General features: G+C 37.7%; 22 protein-coding genes and 1 pseudogene. 12 read left to right on the top strand and 11 right to left on the bottom strand.

Annotation, left to right across the window (positions count from 1 at the left end; translation table 11 throughout):
• Positions 1 to 99 precede the first annotated feature (99 nt).
• The 6 genes from FHG08_RS10465 to FHG08_RS10440 all read left to right on the top strand — a co-directional run bounded on the left by FHG08_RS10465 (position 100) and on the right by FHG08_RS10440 (position 9,075).
• Positions 100 to 555, top strand: coding sequence for a phosphate-starvation-inducible PsiE family protein (locus tag FHG08_RS10465; protein ID WP_138604889.1), 456 nt, complete (start codon positions 100 to 102; stop codon positions 553 to 555).
• 109 nt (positions 556 to 664) lie between these two features.
• Positions 665 to 2,512, top strand: a complete 1,848-nt coding sequence (locus tag FHG08_RS10460) for an ABC transporter ATP-binding protein (protein WP_178955902.1) — start codon at positions 665 to 667, stop codon at positions 2,510 to 2,512.
• Between the two features lie 144 nt (positions 2,513 to 2,656).
• Positions 2,657 to 3,229, top strand: a complete 573-nt coding sequence (locus FHG08_RS10455) for a hypothetical protein (protein ID WP_178955900.1) — start codon at positions 2,657 to 2,659, stop codon at positions 3,227 to 3,229.
• Positions 3,230 to 3,256: 27 nt separating this feature from the next.
• A complete protein-coding gene (locus FHG08_RS10450; protein ID WP_178955898.1) occupies positions 3,257 to 4,528 on the top strand; it encodes an Ig-like domain-containing protein in 1,272 nt (423 codons plus the stop codon).
• 425 nt (positions 4,529 to 4,953) lie between these two features.
• Positions 4,954 to 5,856 carry an aromatic amino acid DMT transporter YddG gene (gene yddG, locus FHG08_RS10445; protein WP_178955896.1) on the top strand — a complete coding sequence of 301 codons (903 nt, stop codon included), beginning with the start codon at positions 4,954 to 4,956 and terminating at the stop codon, positions 5,854 to 5,856.
• A gap of 417 nt (positions 5,857 to 6,273) precedes the next feature.
• On the top strand, positions 6,274 to 9,075 hold the full coding sequence (locus FHG08_RS10440; protein ID WP_178955883.1) for a collagenase: 2,802 nt from the start codon (positions 6,274 to 6,276) through the stop codon (positions 9,073 to 9,075).
• Positions 9,076 to 9,129: 54 nt separating this feature from the next.
• Here FHG08_RS10440 and FHG08_RS10435 read toward each other — a convergent pair whose 3' ends face one another.
• Positions 9,130 to 9,549 (bottom strand): MAPEG family protein, encoded by a 420-nt coding sequence (locus tag FHG08_RS10435; protein WP_138604895.1) that lies wholly within the window; start codon positions 9,547 to 9,549, stop codon positions 9,130 to 9,132.
• A 299-nt stretch (positions 9,550 to 9,848) separates the two neighbouring features.
• Between FHG08_RS10435 and FHG08_RS10430 the strand changes: the two genes are divergently transcribed.
• Positions 9,849 to 11,012, top strand: a complete 1,164-nt coding sequence (locus FHG08_RS10430) for a DUF3103 family protein (RefSeq protein ID WP_178955881.1) — start codon at positions 9,849 to 9,851, stop codon at positions 11,010 to 11,012.
• Between the two features lie 52 nt (positions 11,013 to 11,064).
• On the opposite strand, the gene FHG08_RS10425 is transcribed toward FHG08_RS10430, so the two are convergent.
• Positions 11,065 to 12,114: an endonuclease/exonuclease/phosphatase family protein gene (locus FHG08_RS10425; protein WP_178956851.1), complete on the bottom strand. Its 1,050-nt coding sequence runs from the start codon at positions 12,112 to 12,114 to the stop codon at positions 11,065 to 11,067.
• 421 nt (positions 12,115 to 12,535) lie between these two features.
• On the opposite strand from FHG08_RS10425, the gene FHG08_RS10420 reads away from it, so the two are divergent.
• A complete protein-coding gene (locus FHG08_RS10420) occupies positions 12,536 to 13,735 on the top strand; it encodes an Nramp family divalent metal transporter (protein WP_178955879.1) in 1,200 nt (399 codons plus the stop codon).
• 74 nt (positions 13,736 to 13,809) lie between these two features.
• Here the strand turns inward: FHG08_RS10420 and FHG08_RS10415 are convergent, their stop codons facing one another.
• Positions 13,810 to 14,271, bottom strand: a complete 462-nt coding sequence (locus tag FHG08_RS10415) for a hypothetical protein (protein ID WP_178955877.1) — start codon at positions 14,269 to 14,271, stop codon at positions 13,810 to 13,812.
• Here FHG08_RS10415 and FHG08_RS10410 point away from each other — a divergent pair.
• Entirely contained in the window at positions 14,256 to 15,437 is a 1,182-nt protein-coding gene (locus tag FHG08_RS10410) for a PQQ-dependent sugar dehydrogenase (RefSeq protein ID WP_178955875.1), read from the top strand. The genes FHG08_RS10415 and FHG08_RS10410 overlap by 16 nt on opposite strands.
• Positions 15,438 to 15,440: 3 nt before the next feature.
• Here the strand turns inward: FHG08_RS10410 and FHG08_RS10405 are convergent, their stop codons facing one another.
• Positions 15,441 to 16,337, bottom strand: a complete 897-nt coding sequence (locus FHG08_RS10405; protein WP_178955873.1) for an alpha/beta fold hydrolase — start codon at positions 16,335 to 16,337, stop codon at positions 15,441 to 15,443.
• A gap of 186 nt (positions 16,338 to 16,523) precedes the next feature.
• Between FHG08_RS10405 and FHG08_RS10400 the strand changes: the two genes are divergently transcribed.
• Positions 16,524 to 17,636, top strand: a complete 1,113-nt coding sequence (locus FHG08_RS10400) for a response regulator (protein ID WP_256872130.1) — start codon at positions 16,524 to 16,526, stop codon at positions 17,634 to 17,636.
• A gap of 372 nt (positions 17,637 to 18,008) precedes the next feature.
• Here FHG08_RS10400 and FHG08_RS10395 read toward each other — a convergent pair whose 3' ends face one another.
• Positions 18,009 to 18,437 (bottom strand): aspartyl protease family protein, encoded by a 429-nt coding sequence (locus tag FHG08_RS10395; RefSeq protein WP_178955871.1) that lies wholly within the window; start codon positions 18,435 to 18,437, stop codon positions 18,009 to 18,011.
• A gap of 365 nt (positions 18,438 to 18,802) precedes the next feature.
• Here FHG08_RS10395 and FHG08_RS10390 point away from each other — a divergent pair, with 365 nt between their 5' ends.
• Together FHG08_RS10390 and FHG08_RS19015 are read left to right on the top strand one after the other, a co-directional pair.
• Positions 18,803 to 19,480, top strand: coding sequence for a transposase (locus tag FHG08_RS10390; RefSeq protein ID WP_256729681.1), 678 nt, complete (start codon positions 18,803 to 18,805; stop codon positions 19,478 to 19,480).
• Between the two features lie 11 nt (positions 19,481 to 19,491).
• On the top strand, positions 19,492 to 19,821 hold the full coding sequence (locus FHG08_RS19015) for a transposase (protein WP_256729680.1): 330 nt from the start codon (positions 19,492 to 19,494) through the stop codon (positions 19,819 to 19,821).
• A gap of 746 nt (positions 19,822 to 20,567) precedes the next feature.
• Here FHG08_RS19015 and FHG08_RS10385 read toward each other — a convergent pair.
• From FHG08_RS10385 to FHG08_RS18825, 6 genes and pseudogenes are all read right to left on the bottom strand, one after another.
• Positions 20,568 to 21,077, bottom strand: coding sequence for a hypothetical protein (locus FHG08_RS10385; protein WP_178955869.1), 510 nt, complete (start codon positions 21,075 to 21,077; stop codon positions 20,568 to 20,570).
• Positions 21,078 to 21,249: 172 nt separating this feature from the next.
• Complete coding sequence (locus FHG08_RS10380) at positions 21,250 to 22,617, bottom strand: BNR-4 repeat-containing protein (RefSeq protein WP_178955867.1); 1,368 nt, start codon at positions 22,615 to 22,617, stop codon at positions 21,250 to 21,252.
• A 489-nt stretch (positions 22,618 to 23,106) separates the two neighbouring features.
• Positions 23,107 to 24,204, bottom strand: a pseudogene (locus tag FHG08_RS10375) (transposase).
• An 87-nt stretch (positions 24,205 to 24,291) separates the two neighbouring features.
• Complete coding sequence (locus tag FHG08_RS10370; protein WP_256729678.1) at positions 24,292 to 24,438, bottom strand: transposase; 147 nt, start codon at positions 24,436 to 24,438, stop codon at positions 24,292 to 24,294.
• A 270-nt stretch (positions 24,439 to 24,708) separates the two neighbouring features.
• Entirely contained in the window at positions 24,709 to 25,074 is a 366-nt protein-coding gene (locus FHG08_RS10365; RefSeq protein WP_178955865.1) for a hypothetical protein, read from the bottom strand.
• 382 nt (positions 25,075 to 25,456) lie between these two features.
• Positions 25,457 to 25,618, bottom strand: a complete 162-nt coding sequence (locus tag FHG08_RS18825) for a hypothetical protein (RefSeq protein ID WP_218648495.1) — start codon at positions 25,616 to 25,618, stop codon at positions 25,457 to 25,459.
• Positions 25,619 to 25,791 lie beyond the last annotated feature (173 nt).

The raw sequence follows: 25,791 nt of genomic DNA, 5'->3' as shown, positions 1-25,791 counted from the left end.
ATCACTTATACTGATTTGTACGTATACTAAGGAGAGAAACACGATTAATCAGCTATCATTTTATATACCCTGTTTAAAATAATAAGGTGCTGTAAAAATATGAAGAAACACGAAGAATTACCTGAGGATCATGTTGATCCCCTTATGCAGTATTTACATCATGCGATTCGCTTTGCCATTAAAATATTAGCGGTACTCATGGTGTTGGTTATTTTTTGGAGTATTGCTGATGTAGTATATGTTTTATATATGCGATTGAGCTCTCCCCCTTACTTTTTATTAAACATTGAAGACATTCTACAAACCTTTGGTGCTTTTATGGTGGTGCTTATAGCAGTAGAAATATTTACTAACATTCGTTTATATTTAGGTTCAAGCTCACTGCCGGTTGAACTGGTTATTGCCACCGCACTAATGGCTGTGGCACGTAAAATTATTGTTTTAGATTTAAAATTAGTGACCTCAGAGCAAATTGTTGGCCTTGCATTGGTAACAATAGCCTTAGGTATATCTTACTGGCTGGTAAAAAATAAAACCGGTCACACAAAACTTTAAAGCGTTAACTCAACTTAAGATAACACTTAAACATCTCATTCCCACTGCGCCTTTGTATTTTACAATGGTATAATGGGACATCTCTATAAATACTTAATAAGCTTCTAATATGTATCGATTATTTGAACGGATGACTAAACCGTTTCCGGAGCGTTCTCCGTCTCAGCCTCCTAATACCTTATTTGCATTTTGCCGCCATTACACCAAAGGCATGGAACTGTCGTTGGTGCTTATGTCGCTTAGTGCCGCATTATTAGCTATTTTAGAAGTGTCTTTATTTAGTTACATGGGGCAACTGGTTGACTGGCTTGGCGAGTACACCCCTGAAGAACTTTTTTTGCAGCAACAATCCGAATTAATAAAAATGGGGTTAATGCTCCTAGTTGTGATGCCTGTGGTGGTATTTTTTAGGTCGGCCATTTTACATCAAGCTTTATTAGGCAACTATCCGATGTCGATTCGTTGGCTAGCGCACCGTTATTTATTACGCCAAAGTGTTAGCTTTTATCAAAATGAATTTGCCGGGCGAATAGCCACTAAAGTACTGCAAACCTCATTGGCTGTGCGAGAGTCAGTGACTAAGTTACTTGATGTATTGATGTACATTGCCGTTTATTTTGGCTCAATGGTGTTTTTAGTGGCCGCCTCAGATTGGCGCTTGATGCTGCCGTTATTAGTGTGGTTAGCATTATATATTTGCGTGCAAATTTACTTTGTACCACGGTTAAAAAGCATTGCAAGCTCACAAGCTGACGCACGCTCAGAAATGACCGGCCGTATTGTTGATAGCTACACCAATATTTCAACCATTAAGCTGTTTTCTTACACCCAACGCGAAGAGCAATATGCTAAACAAAGCATGGACGTATTTTTACAGCCTGTATATAAACAAATGCGTTTGGTAACCAGCCTTAATGTGGTTATTCAAAGCTTGAACTATTTACTGGTATTTTCGGTGGCAGCGGTGTCTTTGTATTTATGGTCGTTAAGTGCCATTAGTGCGGGGGCTATTGCAGTAGCATTGAGTTTGTCGTTAAGGCTTAATGGCATGGCCCAATGGATCATGTGGGAAATTAGCAGCTTATTTGAAAACATTGGTACCGTAGCCGATGGCATGCGCACCCTTTCAAACCCGATTGCGGTTGATGACAAGCCAAAAGCCGATAGTTTAAAAGTAACTCAAGGGGCAATCGACTTTAACAATGTACACTTTAATTATGGTAAAACCGCTAATGAAAATAACCGAGGTCCAGTAATTAACGGTTTAAACTTAAATATTAAACCGGGCGAAAAAATTGGCTTAGTGGGTCGCTCTGGCGCGGGTAAATCCACATTAGTTAACTTGTTGCTACGTTTTTACGATACAGCCAAAGGCTGTATTAGTATTGATGGCCAAAATATAACTGATGTAAGCCAAGAAAGCCTTCGCCGCTATATCGCTATGGTCACCCAAGACACCTCACTACTGCACCGCTCAGTAAAAGACAACATCTTATACGGCAGACCTGATGCAACCGAAGCGGAAATGCTCGATGCGACCAAACAAGCCAAAGCGCTCGATTTTATAAACGATTTAGAAGACAGCAAAGGCAATAAAGGCTTTGAGGCACAAGTGGGCGAACGAGGAGTAACCCTCTCGGGCGGGCAACGCCAGCGGATTGCTATTGCTCGGGTGTTACTTAAAAACGCGCCTATTCTTATACTTGATGAAGCCACCAGCGCTTTAGACTCAGAGGTAGAAGCAGCTATTCAAGCAAGCTTAGATGATTTAATGACAGGCAAAACGGTTATTGCTATTGCACACCGATTATCAACCATTGCACAAATGGACAGGCTTATTGTGCTTGATGAAGGTGGTGTTGTAGAGCAAGGCAGTCACGATGAGTTAATTGCCCAAGGCGGCATTTACGCTGCACTGTGGGTACATCAAACTGGCGGCTTTATTGGTATTGAATAAATACCAGTGTGTAAGGTACTACTTTCGATACCTTACACACCTAATTAAATTCTTATCTTGATAACATTTTGAATAATTATAATGTATTCGAAAAAGTATAATTAACCGCTAATTATATATTAAGTAAACTGCTCAGCTTGATTAATGCAAGGCGATTTAATACTATTTGTACCCAAAATACCGATGGACTATAAGTTAAGATTTATGGAAAAAATTTATACACTACTTTTACTTACCGCATCATTCAATAGTTTTGCTGATACTCCATATATTGGTGTTGACTACATGATGAGTGATATCAAAATAAGTAATGAAAACGCAACCCCTAAAAGTGCGTTAATACGTGCTGGTATCAGTAACAATAACATGGCTTTTGAAGCGCATTACCTAGCATCTAGCAGCAGCGATCATATCTACAATACTGAGTTTAATTTAGACAAAAGCTTGGCCCTTTATTTTGTTATGCAATCTGATGTAGTCAATGGCTTTGGTCTGGACGTTTCATTGGGTTATGCAAAAAATCAAGTTGTTGTGTCTAATCCTTCCGCGTCAATAAATGGTGATTATAAATATGATGGTTTTTCTTGGGGAGTCGCAATGCACCAGCAAATTCCTTATTTAGAAAACACTCAAATAAGACTTGGTTATCAATCCCTTTTCAAAGGTGATGATATTGAAATAATAGGTTATACCTTAGGCTTTGTTTATCACTTTTAGTTATGTATGAAAGGAAGCAATAGAAATATGATTAATACACACAGTTTTTTTAAATTATCTGTAACCACATTATTTATTATCAGCGTTACGGGTTGCGGTTCTGAAAGTGATACAACGGATCTTGCAAAAGCAATACAGTTAGACAAACTTCGTTCTGAAGGCACCATTATTGAATCTGTTAAGATAGTTGGAGATCAAAAACGCTTAAAGCCAGGTGAGACATTACAATTAAGTGCTACGGGTATAGATAGTAATGGTGACACGCGCGACATTACTAGTGAGTTAACCTGGGAATCTAACGATCCGACTATTGCAACTGTAAATAGTAATGGTGTTGTAAATGCGGTTTCGAGTACTACAGCAAACCAAGGGGCTGTATCTATCACAGGAACTACCATCAATGATATCTCAGGTGAAGGTGAGGTTTCAGTAAGTGATGTCTCAGTCACTGAAATTAACTTAAAAACAGCCGCTTCTAACATTGATTACATTAATACATGTATACCTGCGCAATTATCAGCCGATCTTACCTATGCTGATGGATATACATCTTTAAATACCATTAGAGGTTTAAGTTTTGCTGTTGATAACGGCAGTACTGCAACAATCAACTCTGACGGCTTATTGTTTACATCCGCTCCTGATGTTGAAGATACAACTATTACAGCTAAAATAGACAATGTTCTTGGTAAGCTGACAGTGAAAGCAGATCCTAAAAATTTAGAGTCTATCGATATTTTAGTTAATGATGAGCCAACTGAAGAGATCAATCTTAATATTGGCGATCGTATTCAAGTTAGTGCAATTGCCTCTTTGGTAGCTCAAGAAGCTAAGACTATTAATGACACTATTACTTGGTCGCAAGTAGGAACCCGTTATATTGGTATAACAGATGAAGGCGAAAACAAAGGAACGCTTGTTGCTCTCAAGTCTGGTGAAACTCAATTAATTGGCAGCTGTGGCAACAAGCAGAAAATTATTACAGTAACAGTCGATGGTTCTGATGATTTAAATGATCTTCAAATAAATGATGGCAGTTCAATATTAACTATGACCCCTCTTGGTTCAATTAATCTCACACTGACGGCTAATGGCAGTGATGAAACTTCAAGTGTGAATGTAACTGAATTTGCTGATTGGAGCATTAATGGAAGCAGTTTGGTAACTACAAAATTAATTAGCGCAGGTACAGAGAATGCGGTTTATAGATTAACCAGTAAAACGAATAGCGCTGGTAGTTTTATTGTTTCAGCGACCTACGATAATCAAGTAAGCAGCATTCAGGTAAATATTGAATAAATAACCCTTCTATATTTGTGGATGCTATTTAAATTATTTAACTAGGGTCTGTTGGTCTTTTAAGGTTAGATTTGTAGTAATCTGTTTGGCATTTAGGCAATAACGCTGCATCAATGCCAAACAGGCGCTGCCCATCGAGCTCTTCCCTAGGGTGGATTTACTCTTTGTTGCCCACTGAATGTAGGTAAGGAGCGTTAGCAAGACGCGAAAACTTTGCTCGGACTTACTTATTCTTACATGGATGTAAGCCAGTAGAATAACGCGTGAGCAGTTATCAACTGCTCACGAGGTTACAAACCTCGCGCCACGATTAAAAAGACCCTACATGCTGCTACTACCTATCAGACTAAAAGTTAGTAAAACTAATGCCCTACCCCTTGATATATATTAAAGTGTTACTTTTGTTTTTCATTAAGTAGCTCTCCATGTCTTTTTTAATTAAACATAAATACACCCTCTATGGGGTGCTCGCTATTTTACTTTGGAGCAGTTTAACTGCTTTTGTTCGTGATTTATCGGAGTTATTTAGCCCAATTGGCGGTGCTGCTTTGATTTATAGCGTCAGTGCGATTTTTTTAATGCTTGTCATGGGTGTACCAAAGCTAAACAATTATCCAAAGCGCTATTTAGTCTTTGGTGGCAGCTTATTTGTGATTTACGAAATGTGTTTGGCTTTATCGCTTGGCTTTGCAAATAGTCGCCAGCAAACGTTAGAAATGGCGATTATTAACTACCTTTGGCCAGCGTTAACCATTTTATTATCGATTATTGTTAACCGCATTAAAGTAAGCGCATTAGTCTACCCGAGCATACTGATTGCGTTTTTAGGCGTTGCATGGTGCATTGCAGGTAATAGTGGTTTATCTGTAGGAGTATTAACCGCTAATATTAGTGACAATCCATTACCCTACTCCATGGCGTTTGCAGCGGCGTTTATTTGGGCTGTGTATTGCAGTGTAACGGTTAAACTTAGCGAGGGTAAAAATGCCATTAGTGTATTTTTTGCAGCCACGGCAATCTCTTTATGGATAAGTTACGGACTGAGTAATGAACCCAGCTTTGAGTTTAGCCTATATTCTAGCTTGACCTTAGTATTAGCAGGTATTGTTATTGGTGGAGGTTACGCACTATGGAACCAAGCGATCATTGGCGGTAACCTAGTGTTGTTAGGCACCTTGTCTTACTTTATTCCTGTGTTATCAACACTATTTGCCTCTATTTACTTATCAATATCGCTCACCAGCGTATTCTGGCAAGGCGTTGTTTTAGTTACATTAGGCTCATTAATGTGTTTTATTGTGACCCGAAAAATCAAGCTAACTCAATAAACCAAGGAATAATTGCGCGGACCGAATTCCCCTCAGACGCGCATCGTATTTTAAAGTGATATTATGAATTCACTATCAGATTCGCTTTAAATAAAACGCCATTAAAGAATATTAATTTAGTCATCTCTTCAAATAACTTTATATAAATCAACAAAACTCACCCGTTTATAAGCCCTTGCTCACTAAAGATAATAGCTATTGAGTTAAAAATATTATGAGTCTGCTTAAATCTTTAAGTCTACAAGTGCTTCGCATCTAATGCGACTTCATTGCCTCCAAAGCTTAACACCTAACAAACTAAAGCATTAACTTTAAAACTAAAAGTAAAACTTATTGATTGCAAAGGGAGAAAAATGATACAACCCTGTACCTCAATTGTGTACTACAGATTGAGATAATCATTATCAAAGGAAAGTTATGAAAATATATAAATTTATTTTGGCCTTACCGCTATTAGGTATCACCGGCTTTGCAACTGCACATTCCCAGCAAGAACGAACGTTTAAACCGCAGCCTGCTATTGTAGAGCGCGTCATGCATCACGGCGTAAACCAATACAGTAATAGCAATGCACCTGTGGCACAATCACAAAAAAAGCCGCAACAGCTACCTCAACAAACGCCAATACAGCAACATATTAGAACGAAGAGAATGTTAAGCCAGGTAATGGCCGTTAATTGTGATTTGAATGCCCTTGCTGTTGCAAATCCCATTACGATTATTGACGAAGTAAAGCGCCAAGGTACACGGTGTATCAACGAGTTATTCGCTGCAACCGATCTTCAACCACAGATTTTTACCACCGATAATATGATTGCTGTAGCTAACCATGCTAACTCACTTTCACAAAGTTACACTGGTGGTGGCAATGAGCAGATCGAAGCTTTATTTTTATATTTGCGAACCGGCTTTTATGCAGAGTTTTATAATGACTCTATCGACTTTCCTGCATTGGTAACTCCTAGCGTTGCAGATGCCATTAATGCCTTTGTAAACAATCAACATTTTTATGATAACAACGATGACCATGGTAAAACACTGTCAGAAGTCATTATTACAATGGATAGTGCTGAACAACAACATCGTTATCTTGAAGTTGTTAAGCAATGGCTAACGCGTTTTGATAAAAGTTATGCGAGCAGTTGGAATATGAGTAATGCAGTTAATGGAATTTTTACGTTGCTATATCGCGGGCAGTGGAATGGAGAATTTGTAACGTTAATAGCAAACGATAAAGCTTTAGCAATAAAATTAAGTGAATTTACGCAAAAACAATGGTTAATTGGATCTGACGGAGAGTTTTTAATAGTAAATGCAGCAAGTGAGCTTGCGCGCCTTAAAAAATATTCTAAAGCAAGTATTCAACCTGATGTAGACGCAGGCTTAACTAATATTTTTAATACCTATCAAAGTTATGGCTATGGTGATGCCGTGTGGCTTGGCGCTGCAGACATTGTAAATTATTACACTGATTGCAGTAAGTTTGGTGTTTGTAATTTTGTAGATACACTCACTCAACAAGTACTTTCCCAGCAATATAATTGTAGCAACACCATAAAAATCCGTTCACAGGCGATGACAGCAGCTCAACACGCTGCAGCATGTGATGCAATGCAGGCTGAAGAAGGGTTATTTCATACTAAATTAGCCACAGAAAATATGCCTGTCGCGAATGATTATAACCGTTTTTTATACGTAAATATTTTTGATAGTAGTGACGACTATAGCAAGTATGCCAAAGCCATTTTTGGTATTAATACTAATAATGGCGGAATGTATTTAGAGGGCGATCCTTCTGATACTGATAACGAAGCCAACTTTGTAGCTTATGAAGCAAGCTATGCAAAAGCGGATCATTTTGTATGGAATTTAGAGCACGAATATGTTCATTACTTAGACGGTCGTTTTAACTTATATGGTAACTTCAACTCACCAACCGAAGACATTGTATGGTGGTCTGAGGGGGTCGCAGAATACATCGCGAATCAAAATGATAATGAAGCGGCAATAAATACCATTAAAAATGGACAGCGCTTTACCCTGCAGCAAATATTTGCCACTAACTACGATGGTTTTGATCAAGATAGAATTTATCGTTGGGGCTATTTAGGGGTACGCTTTATGTTTGAGCGCTACAAAGAACAACTCAACGCTATGCTCACGGACACACGTCAAGGAAATTGGCGTGCGTACAAAAATAAAACCCAACATTGGGCTAATAACTATGAAAATGAATTTGTGCAATGGTGCGATCAGTTGGTATATGGTTCGCCGTTAAATATTGCACCGAGTGCCAATATAAATGGCCCATATTCGGGCCTAGAAAATACCCCTATTACGTTCTCAAGTGTTGGTAGTAACGATAGCGACGGAAATATCGTAAGTTATACTTGGCTCTTTGGCGACGGTATTAGCAGCACAGATGCCAATCCAATACATACTTACACGCAGTCAGGTCAATATACCGTATCATTAACCGTCACTGATAACGATGGCGACATTGATATGAAAACAATTATCGCAACCGTAACTGAAAATACTCAAGGCAATAAACAAACGCTCATAAATGGTCAACCCCTTTTTATTTCTCAAAAGCAAAACACCCAGTTACAGTTTAATTTTGACGTCCCTTTTGGCGCTAGCGAATTAACATTTAGTCTAAATGATGGCTCAGGGGATGCTGATTTATACGTCAGTTATAACTCAGAGCCAACCTTATCTCGCTATGACTGTCGCCCATACCTTGAAGGAAATAACGAACAATGTATTTTCAATCCTGCCCACGTAGGAAACTATCATGTAATGGTAAACGGTTATAATAACTATGATAATGTAAAGCTCACTGCATCATATAAAGAAACGCGTAGTTCACTGCCTGATGCATGTGCAACGTCATCAGGGCAAAGTAAAGGCCGCCTTAAAGATGGTGAAGTCATATGTTTAAGTAACAGTGGTCCAATGTGGTTTGCCATTGCAGATGTAAATAGTCAGTCAGGTATTTCAATAACATCAGCAAATGGTAGCGGTAATATTGACTTAAGTTACTCGAATAGTACTTGGCCAAATGGTAGTAACGAGATTGCAAACTCTGCCAATAGTGCGAATAACGAGTGTATTTTCATTCGTGATCAGGAGCAATTTTGGGGGTACCTAAAAGTCTCTGGAAACAGTGAGGGCGCAAGTCTAGTGGTTGACTTTAATAGTACTGGTTGCCGATAGTATAAATATTTTTTAAAGCGAAAAGCCGATTTGCTTTTCGCTTTAACCATTTCATTAGCTTGCTAATCGCAGTCCCAATAGCACTAACATCACAATGTTTGCAATCACACTTATTAAAAAGAAGTAACTACGCGGGCTGGGGTTTTTCTCGGTGGCGATTGCGTAATACAGTGCCATATGAATTAAGCGTGCAATCACATATACCCATATACATATTGCAAATACCGAGCTGTGGTAATTCATCACAAAAGCAAATAAAACCGTTCCTATAAATAGTGCACTGTTTTCTAAGGTGTTATGAAAAGTACGATGCGCTCTAAATATAAAGCTCCCATGAGATAGCTCTTTATCAATTTTCCCTGGCACTGCACCAGGTTGTTTAGCCTTACTAAACGTCGCAACGGCCCACTGAACTAACATCATAATTAAGTATAGGTAAAATGCTACAAACGCAGAATGTGCAATATCGGTCATTGTTTTTTCCTTTGTGTTGTTATTAGAATAATAGTTAAAGCAACTATTAAGCCAAATTTAACCAACTGATATGTATATAAATTATTTTACAAAATATACATTTTTTGTAATAGATTCCTGCTTTATATAAAAATTACGGTATTTATGTAATGTATATTCTGTCTCTTATACACATCTCCGAGCCCACGAGACCGGAGCCTATCACACTTATGCGATCGTCGGCAGCGTCAGATGTGTATAAGAGACAGTTCTAATTGTTGTTTTATAGATGTTACTAAAAATGGAACGGCGGAATTTTTATGAAAAATAAAATAACCAAATCTTTAGCTACGGCGGCATTATTGAACTTTATATCAGTACCTGCTTTTTCAGCTCAAGATCATATTGAAAATGCAGAAAGCTTGGTACAGCAAGCTCAATACAAAAACGTAGCAACTATTAAGCGTAATTTCGCAAAGCAAGTAGCGCTTAATTATTCAGTGTTGAATGCTGATTTAAAACAATCAGTAAATAAATATAACTTAGTTTTAAATGCTGATCAGTTATCAACAGTAGCACGGCATACACAACGTAATATAAGTCAGGCAAATAGTGCCTTACAACAGCTTAAAGGCTTACCTAAAAATACAGGAAGCTTGTTACAAGTGCGTTTAGCTAGCGAAACCATGCTAACTGATTGGCAACAAGGTGAAAACCCTTTATTCGCATTTGCACCCGCTGGTGACGATAGCCAATGGAGCGAGATTGAAGCGTTCGATCAGTTTGGTAACATTCATTATTTAAGCGTAGACCAAATGCCAACTCAACCTATTTTTATTGTCGAATTAGATCAGCAAAAAGTACAGGGTGCGGGTATTGCAGTAATGAAAGGAATTTTGTCAGCTAACAAATTCAGCAAAAACATGGTTAGCCCACAAAATCAATTAAATAATGATCAGCCATTACAAACTAGCGTGCTGAAAAAAATACATTTAGAGGATGATAAAGAACCTTGGATTTCAGGTAAAGCAGAAGTCTATGCCATCGTAACGGGGATCGATCCTAGCAGAGATGAACCAATATTAGATATTGTTGATTTACCTTATTTAGATCATGATAAAACCAATTACAGCCCTAATCAGGTTTTAATTCATTGGCAACGTTATCGTTGGCAAGCTGTCGATTTGCTTTTAATGGAGCAAGATGACAACACAAATTATAAAACCTTAGCAATGAAGTTATTAGAAATATCAGAGCAAGTAATGGCAAGTATCCCTGACTTACAAGCACAGGGCTATACTATTATTCCTAAACTCACTAATGAGTTACTTAAAGCAATGCCTGATGAATGGTTTACCAATAATGATGATTATGTCGATGTTTTTTACACACTGTTTGAAAACAAAGAGTATCAAGGTTACAAAGGCGCAAGTAGTAATGCCACCATTACCTTGTCACCTTTAGAGATAAATCCTCGTCAGTAAATAACGACCCGCCACTGTTTGGCATAATATCTAAACAGTGGTGAGTTAATCATTATTCCCGCAGTTTAAGCGTGATACATACAACGCCGTGATCGGTACTTAAATCGTCGCGCTCAAACTCGGGGTTAATTAAATGACGATCGTAAGTATGATAATCGCTTACTTCAAAAAAACTGTCGTCATAGCCAGAATCAAACTCACAAGATAGCAAAATATAATCAAGCACAGAGCTGCTTGCGCCAAAGTAATGCGTTGCTTTTCGTGGTAGTTTTAAACCTCGATTATCTTTATCGGTAATACCTTTTATTGGCTCATTAGGTGCTTCATCAAGCTCGCAATCATCGTTTAACTTTGTAAATAACTGCCACGCATCGTTAAGACAATATTTTGCAAGGTAAGTTTTACTATCAAACGTAGGGGAAAAACGCAGTGTATTGGTTAGTAAATGGCTTAAAACGCCATCAGCTAGGTCGTTATTAAAATCTCCCATTAATATCATAGGCTGTTGCGTGGCCTCACGACGGCTTATCATTTCTATCATCAGCAATGTTGCTTCACTACCGCGCTGAATAGTTGAGCCCCAGCCACCCGCTACATTTGCTTTTAAAATTTCAATAATGTTTTTTTCAGCGGTTAGTTCTTTATTATTTTCATCAATCTCAATTGATGGCCGTTTAGATTTAAAATGCACCACATAGCAATCGGTATTACCGATATGCGGCAAATTTATTGTGGCTCTAAGAACTTTACGACTAAAGGCAAAATCTTCAGTTAAACCTAAAGTACTGGCAAGCTCATAGTCGTGTTTTACGCTCGCTACTTCAGCAATGGGGTATTTTGCAGCTATTGCCACAACGGGGCGTTTATAAATAAAATCATCTATTACCTGTGGCTCATCCACCACAGCAAAGTGCGCATAACCTTGCTGCTTTACTAATTCTCTAAGCGACTCAATGCTAAACACTTCCTGAAAGCCAATTACATCGGGCTGATGCTCGGTTAAATAATCAATAATCCAGCGCTGTTTTTTTGCCCATTGCTCCGCGGTATATATCCGCTCAAACTCATAATAAGCATTAGGTGGCTCAAGATAATTAAACAGGTTAAATGTGGCTATTTTTAATGTTGAATTGGTTATCATCATCTCAGGGGATTGTTCTGAGTTATCAGCTAAAGGTGATGTATTACAGTCACTAATAATGGTCGCCTTTGAAAGTTTATATTGTGTGCTATTGTCAACATCATATAAGATTTTTGCTTGGTACCAAAGCTTGATAACAACTAAAACCTATTAAATCGTTTAAAGTTTAGGCAAACGCAACCTATCCCCTTTAAATTTATATACAAGTTGGTATGCTACGCGACCTTTTTTAACATATGGTTATCAAAAAAGGCAAAGCCAAGGGGCGGCCAATGCTGCAAGGCACTTAGTATAAGTGGCAGCAATAATTACAGGCATCGCGTTATAAAACGTTAGGTGTAACTTTAAATAGCAATATAAAAAGCACTATTAGGGTCAAACTATGCGATTAGGACCAGGACTACTCGTCACCGCTGCCTTCATTGGACCAGGGACTATTACCACCGCGAGCGTAGCGGGTGCAAACTTTGGTTTTGCACTAATATGGACGCTACTATTTTCAGTAATTGCCACCATATTATTACAATCTATGGCGGCGCGCCTAGGCGTAGCCACCGGGCAAGACTTAGCACAAGCACTAAGAGCCCATATTGAAACTCCCCTATTTAAATCTCTTGCTATATTTTTAGTGATCAGCGCCATTGGTGTTGGCAGTGCCGCCTACGAGGCTGGTAATTTAAGCGGTGCCAGCATGGGATTAATTGAAATATTCCCTCAGGTAAATGCCCAACTTTGGACACCACTGATTGCATTTTTAAGTGCCGTATTACTGTATAGCGGTAAACACAAAGTTGTTGAAAATGCGCTTATTTTACTAGTGATTTTAATGAGCCTAGTGTTTATCTCTACGCTTGTTATGGCGGCTCCCTCGCTCAGTGACATATTAGCTGGTTTTGTTCCTAGCATGCCAGAGGGCTCAGTTACCACAGTATTAGCATTGGTAGGTACGACCATAGTGCCATATAACTTATTTTTACACTCAGGGGTACTGGCTGCTCGCCATGACAGCGAGAGTGACAAACAAAAAGTAATTAAAGAAACCAATATAGATACGGGCGTGTCCATCACCCTAGGTGGCGTGATCACCTTAGCTATTTTATCAACCGCATCAGTGGCGTTTTATGGCACCGATGCAGGGCAAATAAGTGCTGCCAATATGGCGGTACAACTTGAACCCTTACTAGGTGATGCCGCCCATTACTTTTTTGCTATTGGTTTATTTGCCGCAGGCTTAACCAGCGCTATTACGGCTCCCCTTGCCGGCGCTTACGCGGTATGTGGCATGTTAGGTTGGTCAAATAAAATGGATAACACTCGCTTTAAAGGCGTTGCCATTGTTATTTTATTATTTGGTGCTGCCGTAGCATCTCTGGGTTTAGACCCTGTTGCCGTGATAATTTTTGCCCAAGCCGCTAATGGTTTATTATTGCCAATTGTAACTGCCTACCTTGTTTGGCTAGTAAATCAACGCTCTGTAATGGGTAAATACACTAACTCAGTGTTGGTAAACCTATTTACTTTACCAGTATTAGTGCTTATTTTTGGCTTAAGTGGTTATAAACTTTTTAGTTTGATTTTTTGATATCACTACGCAATTCTTACACACAGAAGCCGCTGTATTTATAGCGGCTTTTTACATTACAGACCAATACGGACTTAAAAACCGTGATGCTCTGCCTTTTGCTTATTTGCCTTAATGAGTTTTGCAAATACATAACCCCCTACTGCACCTGCACATAATTGCGCATAAAACCCCCAGCCTCTTGCACCCGCAATAATGGTAATATTCATAATAGATTCAATAGCAATTAACGCTGTTGCAAACGCTACAATACCCGCAATTACAAATAATTGTACTCCCTGATTTTTAAGCTTTTTCGCGATAAACCAAGTCACAAAAAATGCAATACTCAATGCAATAGCAATAATAGCGCCGTAAGTGGGTAGCAAGCCAAGCCAGTCTTCAAGGGTTAAATTAACACAATCATTAAAGCCCACCACGACACCTACATTAACTAATTGATTGACAACGTATTGGCTATGAAACAAGCTAGCAAGAGTGAATGTAAGCAACCAAGAAACTAGAAATGACGGGAGTATACGTGTTAAAAACTGCATGGTTATCTCAACTTAAAATAAAACTTTTTCCTTACACTAGCAAAGGCTTGCAGGGTAAACAATCTCTACGTTGTATTACGCTACTCTCGCTTTTAACGTTTTCTTGTAACGTCAGTGCCGAATTACCAACACAGCAATATACTGCTAGTACCTTAGCAACAGATCTCAATTCACCATGGAGCATGGTTAAGCTCCCAAACAATACGTGGTTAGTTACAGAGCGTGATGGCCATGTTGTCATCATAAAAAACAACCAACAAAGCCGAGTTAAAATAAGCTTCGAGGGCTTATACGTTGCAGGGCAAGGCGGTTTACTCGATATAGTACTTTCGCCAAATTACAGTGAATCAAAAGAAATAATATTCACTTATGCCCAAGGTGAGCTTGATGCAAACAGACTCGTTATTGCCAAAGCTAAGTTTGATGGCGAGCAGTTTTCAGCACCAAAAGTTATTTATAAAGTTGCCACCGATAAGGGCACACCGCAGCATTACTCTGGCCGGGCGCTTGTACTGCCCGATAATAGCTTACTGTTTTCAAGTGGTGATGGCTTTGACTACCGCGAGCAAGCACAAGTTATAACCAGCCAATTAGGTAAAGTGCTACGAATTAATTTAAATGGCACCATTCCAAGCGATAACCCGTTTATTAAACATGAAACCCCTACCGCGCATGCCATTTATTCACTCGGGCACCGTAACTTGCAAGGCTTGGTTTATGATTACGATACCAAGCAAATCATTAGCCACGAACACGGCCCCGCAGGCGGTGATGAGCTCAACTACTTAAAGGCTGGCACCAATTACGGCTGGCCAGTAATAACCAACGGTGATGACTACTCGCAAGCACGTATTTCGCCCTTTAGAGACTACCCAGGCATGGCTAAACCAACCGTAGATTGGACGCCCTCAATTGCGCCATCAGGCATGGCATATTATGGCTCTATGCATGCAGCCTTCCCTTCACTGCAACGCCACGTACTTATTACTACATTGGTCGATAAAAAGCTCTACAGCGTTAATTTAGCAAATGGTGAGTTCACCCAATCACATATTTTCCCAGAGGCTAAAGGCAGGCTCAGAGATGTGTTTGTTACTGCTGAAGGTAATGTAGCGATATTAACCGATGGCAAAAAGGCAAAGCTGATGCTGGTAACGCCAAATTAGTCTTTATTTTAATGTATGAAATTCAAAAAAGGACTGAGTTATTTGAATTGGTTGTTCTAATTGCGGGTAATGTCCTACCCCTTCCAATTCAATAATATCTGGATTAATGATTAATTCGCGATATCGTTTAACCATATGACGGCCCGAAACAGGGTCGTCCATACCGCAAATTAACCGCATGGGTATATCTGCTTGTTGTAAAGCGCTCACCCAACGAGCGCGATGTAATTTACGCTCTGTGATGTAATAAATCAGTTTTGCCATTACAGGCTTACCCTGTTTGTATTCAATTAACTGCCACAATTCGTTTAGCTCTTTTTCAGCAAGTGGTATAGAACATATATTGTCAAAATTATGCTTAAAACTTTTATAGTTCGCAAGTCGCGACACTAAAGCGCCTATCGGGCTAAGTAACAGCTTTTGCAATAATACCGGTTTATGTGTTTCTGGAAATAACCCGCCGTTAAGAAAGCAGATGCTTTGTATTTTTATGGCATGTGCTTCATTTAAGTTGCTTCTAGCAAGTAGCTCCTGCGCAACTGTGTCACCGTAATCATGGCTTAAAATATGCGCTGCTTTTACATTGAACAGCTTTAAAAAATATGTCAGTAAATCCGCTTGCATACTAATGGTGTAGCGACTGTTTTTTGGTTTATCACTAAAACCAAAGCCCAGCATATCGAGGGTAAACACCTTAAAGTGTTGAGTGAGCGCAGCCCATTGATTATGCCAATCCCAACTTGCGGTTGGGTAACCATGGATCAGTAATAAACACGGCGCGCCCTCTTCCCCTTGCACATGATATGCAATGTCATGACCTTGAAATTGAAACGTCGATTGGCTCTTATGCCACGAAGCTAATGAGTCAGTGATTATTGTAGTGTTGCTAATGACATTCATGACAATTTCTCCGCTTTAATAGGGGTTATAAACACATAAATTAGGTAACTACCTTAATTGAGGGTTCAAGTTGTATCACTTAAATAAGTAATGAAAAATATACATAAGTCGATTATTTGCGGGTAGCCATTTCCATGACTAATATCATTTAAGATAGGACGACAATAACTAAATTAAGGAGTCAAAGTGAAAATATTGTCCGTTGACGATAACCCTCAAAATAGAAACATCATGGAAATTGCGCTTTCTAAGCAACACGATATTGCTTCATCTGATGGAACCGAGCCAATATTAGCACTAATGGAACAGCATCAACCACAAGTCGTCCTGATGGATATTTTACTTAGTAATGGCCTTACTGGTTATGATTTAGTTGAACAAATAACTCAATCCGGTGAATACGATGATTGCGAAATTATATTTATATCCGCTTTAACATCAAGTGAAGACAAACTCATAGCATATGGGTATGGCGGCGATGATTATATTGCCAAGCCAGTAGACTTTAAGGAACTTAACGAAAAATTAAAGCGTGTTGAACTGCGTATTACAGAGCGAAATAATCTAAAAGAAATGTACGATGTTGCCTCTACAACTGCTTTTACCTCAATGCAACAAGCGAGTGAACTCGGAGAGTTAGTTTCATTCTTTACTGACAACCTTGACGTAACCGATTTAGATGCATTATTTGCTAACGTACAGCAGTACTTTACCAATGCAGGCGCTAGCTGCTGTGTAGAGTTTAGGGTAGCAAACCAATATCACCAATTTCCAAAACAAACTATTTCTGAACTGGAAAAAGAAATTCTTGAACTAGGCAGAAGAGCAAAACGAATAGTGCCATTTAGCTCTAACCTATTATTTAACGCGCCTGCTTGCTCAATACTTGTAAAAGGAATAAATGCAAAAGACGAAGGCTTACTCGGACGACTTCGAGATAATTTTGCTATTTTACTTACTATTATAGAAAGCCGAATGGAATTTATTGAACAGCAATTAGAAAAAGCGACGATACGTCAACAAGCTTTAAACACCCTCAAGAGCCAACTTGCTGATGATTTTAGTGCTATAAATAAACTATGCTCAGAGCAAGATAAGCAAGTAAAAATACTCGTTAATGATTTATCTCAAGCTATACAATCAAAAATGATCACTCTAGGTTTGGATGAAGAGCAAGAGTCGGAGCTAGTAGGATTAGTTGACGAAACGAAAGAAATTGTAGAAGAAACCTTAGTCCTGTCTTTTACACTAGAAGAAAAATTACAAGCCATAACAAAACGCTTAAAAGCAGTTGAATAAATTAAGCACAGCGAACAATCTATAGAATAGGATATAGAGTCATGGCGTTGCAATTTAAAGCTTGATTAGCTCTTTTGCAATTAAGCTCAAGAGTAAGTGATTATTATAGTGTTACTAATGAAACTCATGCAAATTCGCTGCTTTTATAGTGTTATAAACACACAAATTAAGTAACTACATTAACCAACTTGTGACACCTAAATTAGAACTCTGTTGGGTCGCGCCTTTGGCTTAACCAACCTACCTTTTAACGTAGGTCGGATAAGTGGCGAAGCTGCGCCATCCTACAAAAATGATTAATTCACTTGGGGCAACCCGACTTATCACGCTGTGCTAGATATGCAAAATATCGGCTTAAAAAAGCCACTTTAATTACTCACAATCAGCTAATGGCTCACTAATTGTCAGTGTATCAGTACCAAAATCTAACACAACTTGGTATTTTCTAAAAAATGGAGAGCCTAATAACCCATGTATTATTTTGTCACCACCAGCGGGCTGAACATGGTCTAGGTTAAGTGAAACAAACTCTGTACTTTCATACAACTGACCTGCTAATTCAAATTTTAAAACGTCTAATAAGCCCATTTCGTGGTCGGCTGTACCTAAACCTGCGGCATTTTCTTCACTTAGTTTCTCTTGTATTCCAAGCTTTTTAATACATGCCCTATCTAAAACAGATGCACCCGCCGCTGTATCTAAAATTAAATTTACTTTATGTCCGTTTATTTTAGCTTGTATTATTTGATGACCAGTTTCTGTTACATCAAATTTCAAACTTGTGGTTTTGACTAATTCCATGAATGTTCCTTATTCTATATTTAGGTTGATTAATAGACACTATATTACAAACACTTATGAAAACAATCCACCTTATAAATAAGTAAACAAATGGCTTTTCACCAACGCCTATATCATAATTATAATATGCTAAAAATAACTCCCCCCAAACGCACAAAACTTATGTTGGCAAAGCAACATTATTTCACAAAGAGAATACGAGACGCTGTGCTTTTAGAGAAAAATAACGGCTTAAATCAAGCCGCTTTGAGAAATTTTAGTTCTAATGTCTGAAGTCAAGATTTGATAATCATATAGAAAGCTCCTCGAGTTTTTCGGTACAGTTGTGTTGACCAAAACATAAACTGTATTTCGAGGAGCTTGGTATGAAACTATGTAGTGGAATTGACTTGCATTCAAATAATTGTGTTATTGCTATCATTAATGAACATGGTGAAACACTTACCGTTAAGCGTTTAAATAATGACATTTCTGTCATTTTATCTTTTCTAAGTCCTTATAAAGATAAGTTGATAAGGCTTGTTGTCGAATCAACATTTAATTGGTATTGGTTAGTCGATGCTTTAATGGATGAAGGGTTTACACTTCACTTAGCGAACCCTGCGGCAATTCAACAATACTCATGCTTAAAATATGCAGACGATCACAGTGATGCGTGTTGGTTAGCTGAAATGCTACGTTTAAACATTCTACCTGTGGGCTATATTTATCCTCGAGAGCTCAGGGCTGTTCGAGACTTAATGCGTAAACGAATGGACATTGTTCAACAGTCCACAAAAAACTTATTATCAGTGCAAAGTTGTTACATGCGTCATCTTGGATACAAGCTCAGTAGCAACAAAATAAAACAAATGGCCGCTATCAGAAAAGGCGTTAATACTGAGCAGGTACACGCAGACTTTACCTCAATGAATACTGCACTGTCAGTCATTTCTAACCTCTCATTAATACGCTGTGCCCAACAGCAAATTAATGCAATAGAGAGCGCTATTTTACAACAAACATCGCTCTCCCCTGAGTTTATGGGATTGGGAATGCCTTAGCACTGACCATTATGTTAGAGACAGGCACTATTAAACGTTTTGATAGTCCAGGTAATTTCTCCTCCTATTGTCGCTGCGTTAAAAGTGCAAAATACAGCAATGGGAAGAAGAAAGGCGCTACGAATCAGAAGAATGGTAATCGTTATTTAGCGTGGGCGTTTACTGAGGCCGCTAATTTTGCCATTCGGTACAACCCGACAATCAAAAAATATTATCAACGAAAACTGGCTAAAACGAACCAAGTTATCGCAATTAAAACGGTTGCGCATAAGCTCGCAAGAGCCTGTTATCACGTGCTTAAAGATAATGTCCCATTTGATGAACACAAGGCGTTTACTTAGCGACTATAAAAAATTAGGTTAATGTGTTGAGCTAGTAATGGGGTTGGTAAAACCACTAGATTTGATTGAGCCTGCACGTTAACCGCTCATATTTTAAATACTGGATATGCCCAATGTTTGAGCCACAAAGGGTTGGTTATGTTCAAGCATAAACCACCGGATTGTTACAGCGCAGTGTGTAAACACAGCAGAAACTGGACTGACATCGGTACTAAACGATGACTGAGGCGAAAGCCAAGGGCATTAATTAATCATCAATAATGCTTAATTATACTGCCTAAATTCATATGGGTGACTGGTGCGTATTCACACCAATCGACGTCATTACTAGGTGCGTAGTCATATTTAAATTGAGTTTAAATAATAAGAACACTTGGTTTTTGAATAAAAAGATCAAGGAAACACAGCTGCCTGCTTGATCGGAACTTTCTAATGGGTAACCCCTTTGGTTTTATACTTTATTACCTGATTGCAAATAAAAAAGTTAAGGTTATTTTCTTTATAATGACCTTTTATTTCTTTTAGAACCTTATTGACGACCATTTTAAACTTACCCCTGTATATCTGTTCTACTGTAGCTAATTCAGTAGTAAGCGCTGTCCTTGCTTTGTTACAAAAAGTATTAGTCTTAAGAGCTTGCATATAGACTTTTGAGTTTCAATCGAAGGCTTGTTTTCTTTAAAGACACTACTTTCAGGATACGTTTTTTTGTAATATAAATTGTAGGTTTTCTTGATCTTATTTATCTAGTTGCTCGATAGGATTTGACATTTAACTTCCTTATTTTTTTCGTGGATTGATTTTAAAAATTTTAAAAAATCTCTCTCAGGTATTGTTGAGGTAATCCCAATAAAAATTCCATTTTCTTTTGAATATAAATAGGCAATTTGTGTATAAATTAAATCTGGCTTGACTTCGACGAATAAGGTAAGGGAGTTAGTTTTGTTTTGAATCTCTTTTACTCTAGAGAAGCTATTCTTGATTTCCTTATAAACTTTACTTTCTATGTCCGAATTTGAATTTGTTAGGCTGTCTAAATGTATATCAACTAGAGGAATTGTACTTCCATCTTCTAAAGTGATCAATGAGTCATTGTTATCAAATTTTCTAATGCTCAAAGTTTGCATTTGACTATTGACTAGGGCAAAACCTTCATCTTTCTCTAAAACTCTCATCGTTTCCCAACTATCGTTAATTGGAAAATAGTATTTATTAAATATAACATTTTCAATTGCAGAACTTGAAAAGCTTAACATTAATGCTAGGACTATAAATAATCAGTACATCAGAAATTCCTTTAATTTATTAGGTATATCATACTAATAAAACATATTTTAACTCCATTCGAACATATGCCAATCATCCTAATTTCAAATGAAAAAAACTTTTTAGATCTCTAGTAAAATCTAGCAGATCTCATCATAAGAACTAATTTTTGAAAATAAATCCATTCTCACCTAATAGGTAAATTTTTACGTTTTCTAAGTCTTTAGAAGGTTTTTTTTCTAGTGCCAAAAAGCGAGCATCAGACTGAGAATCTTTGATTTCAGTTAACCTTTTAATGGGCAAGCTAATGTTTCTTATACCCGTAGACCATTCGTCTCCTTGCGATGTAGTAATATATTTCCCATCATCTGACTGTAACTCTAAAGTGTTCTTGCCTAGTACTTTAATCACACCTATGTCTGGTGCCATTTTAAAAACAAACTTCCCAACCTCTAAGTTACCAATACCAACATATTTATTCTCTAATTCTTTTCTCCACTGAGCAGTACCTGACATTAAACTAATATAAGGATTCCCTGAGATATCCGTTGTTAAATGTGAAAATACAGCGCCTTGTAATTTACCTTTACCCTTAATAACTTCAGACTTCCAAATAATATTATTTCTATTTGCATACTCTCTGCTTATGGGTAAAGATAGCTTCTTTCCTGAAATATTATACCAGTGCCCATCTTTATCACGCCGAGCATAATATAAATTAACTCTTCTCTCATTATGATAATCTGTACCAAAATCATTCGCGCAAGCGTGATACCTAAAAAGCATGTGGACTGAGTCGTTACTTCCAGAAAAAAAGGAAGCATACCAACTGTCATAATAGTATGATTGATTAATAGATTTCCAGAAAGATAGATTGTTCTCCTTAAGAAAATATTTCTCATCAAACCTTATTTTCCCTGAGCTCAGTACCTCTTCTGTGTTTTCGAAAGTCTCTCCTTGGTTTATTGAGTATGACACTAACCAAGAATCTCTATGTCCTCCAGAACGATAACTATAAATAATTGTCCCATCATTAATTTTATTTAGGTTTGGATAGGTTGTGTTTGGATCAATATTTTTTATATATCTCCACTCTCTTGGATCTTTAGGACGTTTTGAAATTGCATGAACCATCTCACCATTATTTACAAAGCCATGCCCACCGTATACAACATGGAGATAGCCCCCACTATCTATTGTTAATGCTGGAGAACCATGCATATCATTTAGTTTAGCTAACTTATTATCTCCTATTTTATAAGGTCCACTTATTGTGTTATTTTTATGTGAAAAAGACATTATTGCAGGGTCAAGCCAATTCTGAGATCCTCCTGACTGAAATACAAAGTATGTAACACCGTCATAATACATTCCTGCGTTACCTATGATATGGCTAGGGTGCCAAGGGTTTCTTCCGCCCCCCATATTTGTAATTTCTTTACTGTAACAAGGGTGAGTAAAACTAAAAAAGACAAGTGAAATCAGTGTACTTAAAAAAAAAATCATATAATTATGTTCAAATTTAACCAAAAATACAAACAGAGTGACTCACCTTCTTCTCAAAGGTTATCGCTATCCATAGCCCCTATTTCAATACTGTGAGGTATAATATACTCTACAGGCCCGAGTTCATACTTTCATTAAATATCCTTAAATATTAAATAATTATATCTTATACAGTTACAATAAATAATTCAATAAAAGTAAATCTTCTCACACCAAGGCTTTCCGCTTTGGTTCAAATTTGATCCCAGCACTGTAGTGGTGATCTGACTCCATAAAAGTAGACATATATTTAGGAGTAAGATGTAATGAAAGTAAAAAGTGTTTCGTAAACTTACAGAGGAATTTAAAAGAAAGGTGGTTCAAGAGCTGTTAGAAAACCAACTAAATTCACACCAACTCTAATTTAACAAGCAAAGCTGTATTATTAGATTTACTTTTTAGGTCAATTATTAATGCTTTACGGCTACGTTAATTTTATTTCACCCAGTAAATAAGCAATTATTACTCTTAAATCTAAATTCCACGCATAAAAATAATCGCATGATGCAGTTTCAAATTTTCACAATAACTAGCTTGCGAGGTCCCCCTGCCAACTGCGCCGTGAAATACGCGTGTAAATTGTGTGGTGAGTTTTAACCAGTTTTCAGGAGATATATTGAGTCTTTCCAGTAAAGGAAGTTGGGTGTTATCAATATGGCCGTGTTTATCTTCTCGAATTATTCGTCCAGTTAGCTCAACAAGTTCAAGGTACGACTTTAACTCAAACGGCATCCCTTTTGGCATAACTTGACGTGACATACCTGCAAATCGGAGCAGTTGTTTTGGTTGTTTTCTTTGCACATGTTAAGCGTAGTTGGGCGCTGGTATGGTCAGATTCTTCTGGGGTGTTAGCCATTTTAGCTCTGATTGGGTTTAAGTCGACATACGCCATGCAGGCCGAAAGTGCGGCTTCATCAAGAAGTGCTTGTGACCTAAACCGCCCTTCCCATATATTTATAGGGAATAAATTTGAATGCCGTTAGGCAGCCCGAAGGGTGAGAGCCATGGATGGCAGCGAATAAAACCTACCTGTGCAGTTATCTTCTTTATTTGCCCTGCGCGCAATGTCTTCATTTAACAACCGCATAAACCAGCTAAGACTTGATAGGCGCTCTCGATATTCCTTTACTGTTTTATTAAAAAAGATAAGTTCAGCTTTACTTAGCTTCTCACCCTGTATGTACTTTTGCGTAAGGACAGTACCTTTACACAGCTTGTGCCAGCGAATAACAATCGCTTTATCATTCAGTCTGTTCGCTTTTTTGTCATCTACATACAACACTAAATGCATGTACTTCAGGCATCCTGCCTTCCGCCCTCCGGGCCAACTGCGCTGTTGTAAAATGTTCCAACATTTTGCTGGTTACTCATAACGGCATAAGCACAGACGTCAATACAAAATATTTTGGCTAACTCAAGGAATTTGTCTTCAACCCACCCTCTGCGATGCTCAAAAGAGTGACCAGTAAAATGGTCTTCACCGCACAAAAAAGCACGCCGAACACAACGTGATATACAGTGGTAGTACTTTGTATCAACCAAGCTTACTTGACGCTTTCTTGCGATTGCTATAAGACACCAAGCTTGTTTTCACACTGATGAAGGCCTAGTACTTAGTTCGCCAAACTGCAAAAATTAGAGTGGGTGTCTAGTTTATTCTTAACCGAGTAAAATAATCTTTAACATCACCGTGGGCGGATACGCCGCTGCACCCGTTTTATCGTTGTTATACCACGCGTCAAAGCCCGACAAGTCGAGTTTATTTTCGATAATATAACAAAGTGCATATTCTAATATGTCAGACAAAATTTGCTCATCGAAATTGATAGGAATGAATTCATTTTGACAGGGTAAGTCAGGCTAGTGGTTAGCCATAACGGTTTACCGTAGGTGAATAATACCTATTAGATCACAGCTAACAAATGAATTTAAATTTAAAAAACAATCAATTAAATGTAGTAAGATACGTACCTAGAAAGAGTAATTCTTCAGCCTCAACGCCGCAATAAGAGGTGAGTAACAGTTTGCTAAAATGTTAATCGAAGTGAAACCGAGCAAACTGTTACAAATCCGACTTTATTGCCTTATTATGTTTTTTTTGATCACTACTTGAATGGTTAGATAAATAACTAATGTATTGAAAACAAAAAGCACAACCCCTTCATTTATGGTCGGCTGAGTAAAACTATTAAATATAACAGCCAACAGGTAAGCAGTTATAATTGTCAACCCTCCACCAAATATAGAGAAAAGAAGTTGTAATTTACTTTCAAAAAAGTTTATATATTTAAGCTTAATAACCACATAAGTTGTAGCAATTAACGCTACAATATTTAAACCTACTTCAGGTGTTATCTTTAAAATAGAATGAATAAATACACCAAAAAATATTAGCATTGTGTAAAGAATTGCAAAGAAGCTGCAAGTTTTAATATGATTCATGTTCTTCCTTAATTTAAAACTTTACGTCGCTCTAATTCATTAGAGTACTTCTGGGTCTCGCTATAAGAAAACTCATGGGCACCGATAAGTATCAGCGAAGCTATTAAAACAGTTACATTCCCAGTTGATGCCCCCTGTTTAGCGATACTCCATACAGAACCGCCGACACCATACGCTCCAGGATTTTCCCCCAGCAAGCTTGACCACCTATTGAGTTGGCTGTGAAAATCTAAAACTTCTTTTAACTCTTCATTTGTTAAGTATCACTCAGCCCATTGTGGTTTAACTACTGAGTCTAAACATTTAACTCTAAGCTCATATTGTAATTGTGGATAAGATAAATCTTGAATCATCCTCATTACTGACATTTTATCTAAACGATTTAATTGTCGGTACAAAATGGTCCACTCATAGTCATTACTATTTGGTCTTTATCCCCAATTAATTTATGTGTTGGTACCTTTAATATTTCAGCTAACTTCCTCATAGCTTCACTCGAATTTTTCGGTAAAGAGTAGCGCATACCTACTTTATTTTTATTCATCAATAACTCCTTTTGATATTTTATACAAATATTGCACATTGAAAGCAGAACAATTTGTATACAACATTTGTCGCTTTATAAACCAAAAATGTCCATGTATCACAATACATTCACCTTAGCCCTCAAATAAACAGGTGTAAAGAATTAGTTGACTTAGTCTGATGTTTTACAAA

The organism is Pseudoalteromonas sp. Scap03, assembly GCF_013393115.1.
Lineage (GTDB): Bacteria > Pseudomonadota > Gammaproteobacteria > Enterobacterales > Alteromonadaceae > Pseudoalteromonas.
The sequence above is the reverse complement of the archived record's forward strand: the minus strand, read 5'-3'. Positions and strand labels throughout refer to the sequence as shown.

Coding starts and splice junctions, on each gene's coding strand:
- FHG08_RS10465 (WP_138604889.1), top strand. CDS start 100: ATGAAGAAACACGAAGAATTACCTGAGGATCATGTTGATCCCCTTATG.
- FHG08_RS10455 (WP_178955900.1), top strand. CDS start 2,657: ATGCAAGGCGATTTAATACTATTTGTACCCAAAATACCGATGGACTAT.
- FHG08_RS10385 (WP_178955869.1), bottom strand. CDS start 21,077: ATGTTAAGCTTTTCAAGTTCTGCAATTGAAAATGTTATATTTAATAAA.
- FHG08_RS18825 (WP_218648495.1), bottom strand. CDS start 25,618: ATGAATAAAAATAAAGTAGGTATGCGCTACTCTTTACCGAAAAATTCG.
- FHG08_RS10365 (WP_178955865.1), bottom strand. CDS start 25,074: ATGAATCATATTAAAACTTGCAGCTTCTTTGCAATTCTTTACACAATG.
- FHG08_RS10395 (WP_178955871.1), bottom strand. CDS start 18,437: ATGGAATTAGTCAAAACCACAAGTTTGAAATTTGATGTAACAGAAACT.
- FHG08_RS10440 (WP_178955883.1), top strand. CDS start 6,274: ATGAAAATATATAAATTTATTTTGGCCTTACCGCTATTAGGTATCACC.
- FHG08_RS10390 (WP_256729681.1), top strand. CDS start 18,803: ATGAAACTATGTAGTGGAATTGACTTGCATTCAAATAATTGTGTTATT.
- yddG (WP_178955896.1), top strand. CDS start 4,954: ATGTCTTTTTTAATTAAACATAAATACACCCTCTATGGGGTGCTCGCT.
- FHG08_RS10450 (WP_178955898.1), top strand. CDS start 3,257: ATGATTAATACACACAGTTTTTTTAAATTATCTGTAACCACATTATTT.
- FHG08_RS10460 (WP_178955902.1), top strand. CDS start 665: ATGTATCGATTATTTGAACGGATGACTAAACCGTTTCCGGAGCGTTCT.
- FHG08_RS10430 (WP_178955881.1), top strand. CDS start 9,849: ATGAAAAATAAAATAACCAAATCTTTAGCTACGGCGGCATTATTGAAC.
- FHG08_RS10420 (WP_178955879.1), top strand. CDS start 12,536: ATGCGATTAGGACCAGGACTACTCGTCACCGCTGCCTTCATTGGACCA.
- FHG08_RS19015 (WP_256729680.1), top strand. CDS start 19,492: ATGTTAGAGACAGGCACTATTAAACGTTTTGATAGTCCAGGTAATTTC.
- FHG08_RS10435 (WP_138604895.1), bottom strand. CDS start 9,549: ATGACCGATATTGCACATTCTGCGTTTGTAGCATTTTACCTATACTTA.
- FHG08_RS10415 (WP_178955877.1), bottom strand. CDS start 14,271: ATGCAGTTTTTAACACGTATACTCCCGTCATTTCTAGTTTCTTGGTTG.
- FHG08_RS10405 (WP_178955873.1), bottom strand. CDS start 16,337: ATGAATGTCATTAGCAACACTACAATAATCACTGACTCATTAGCTTCG.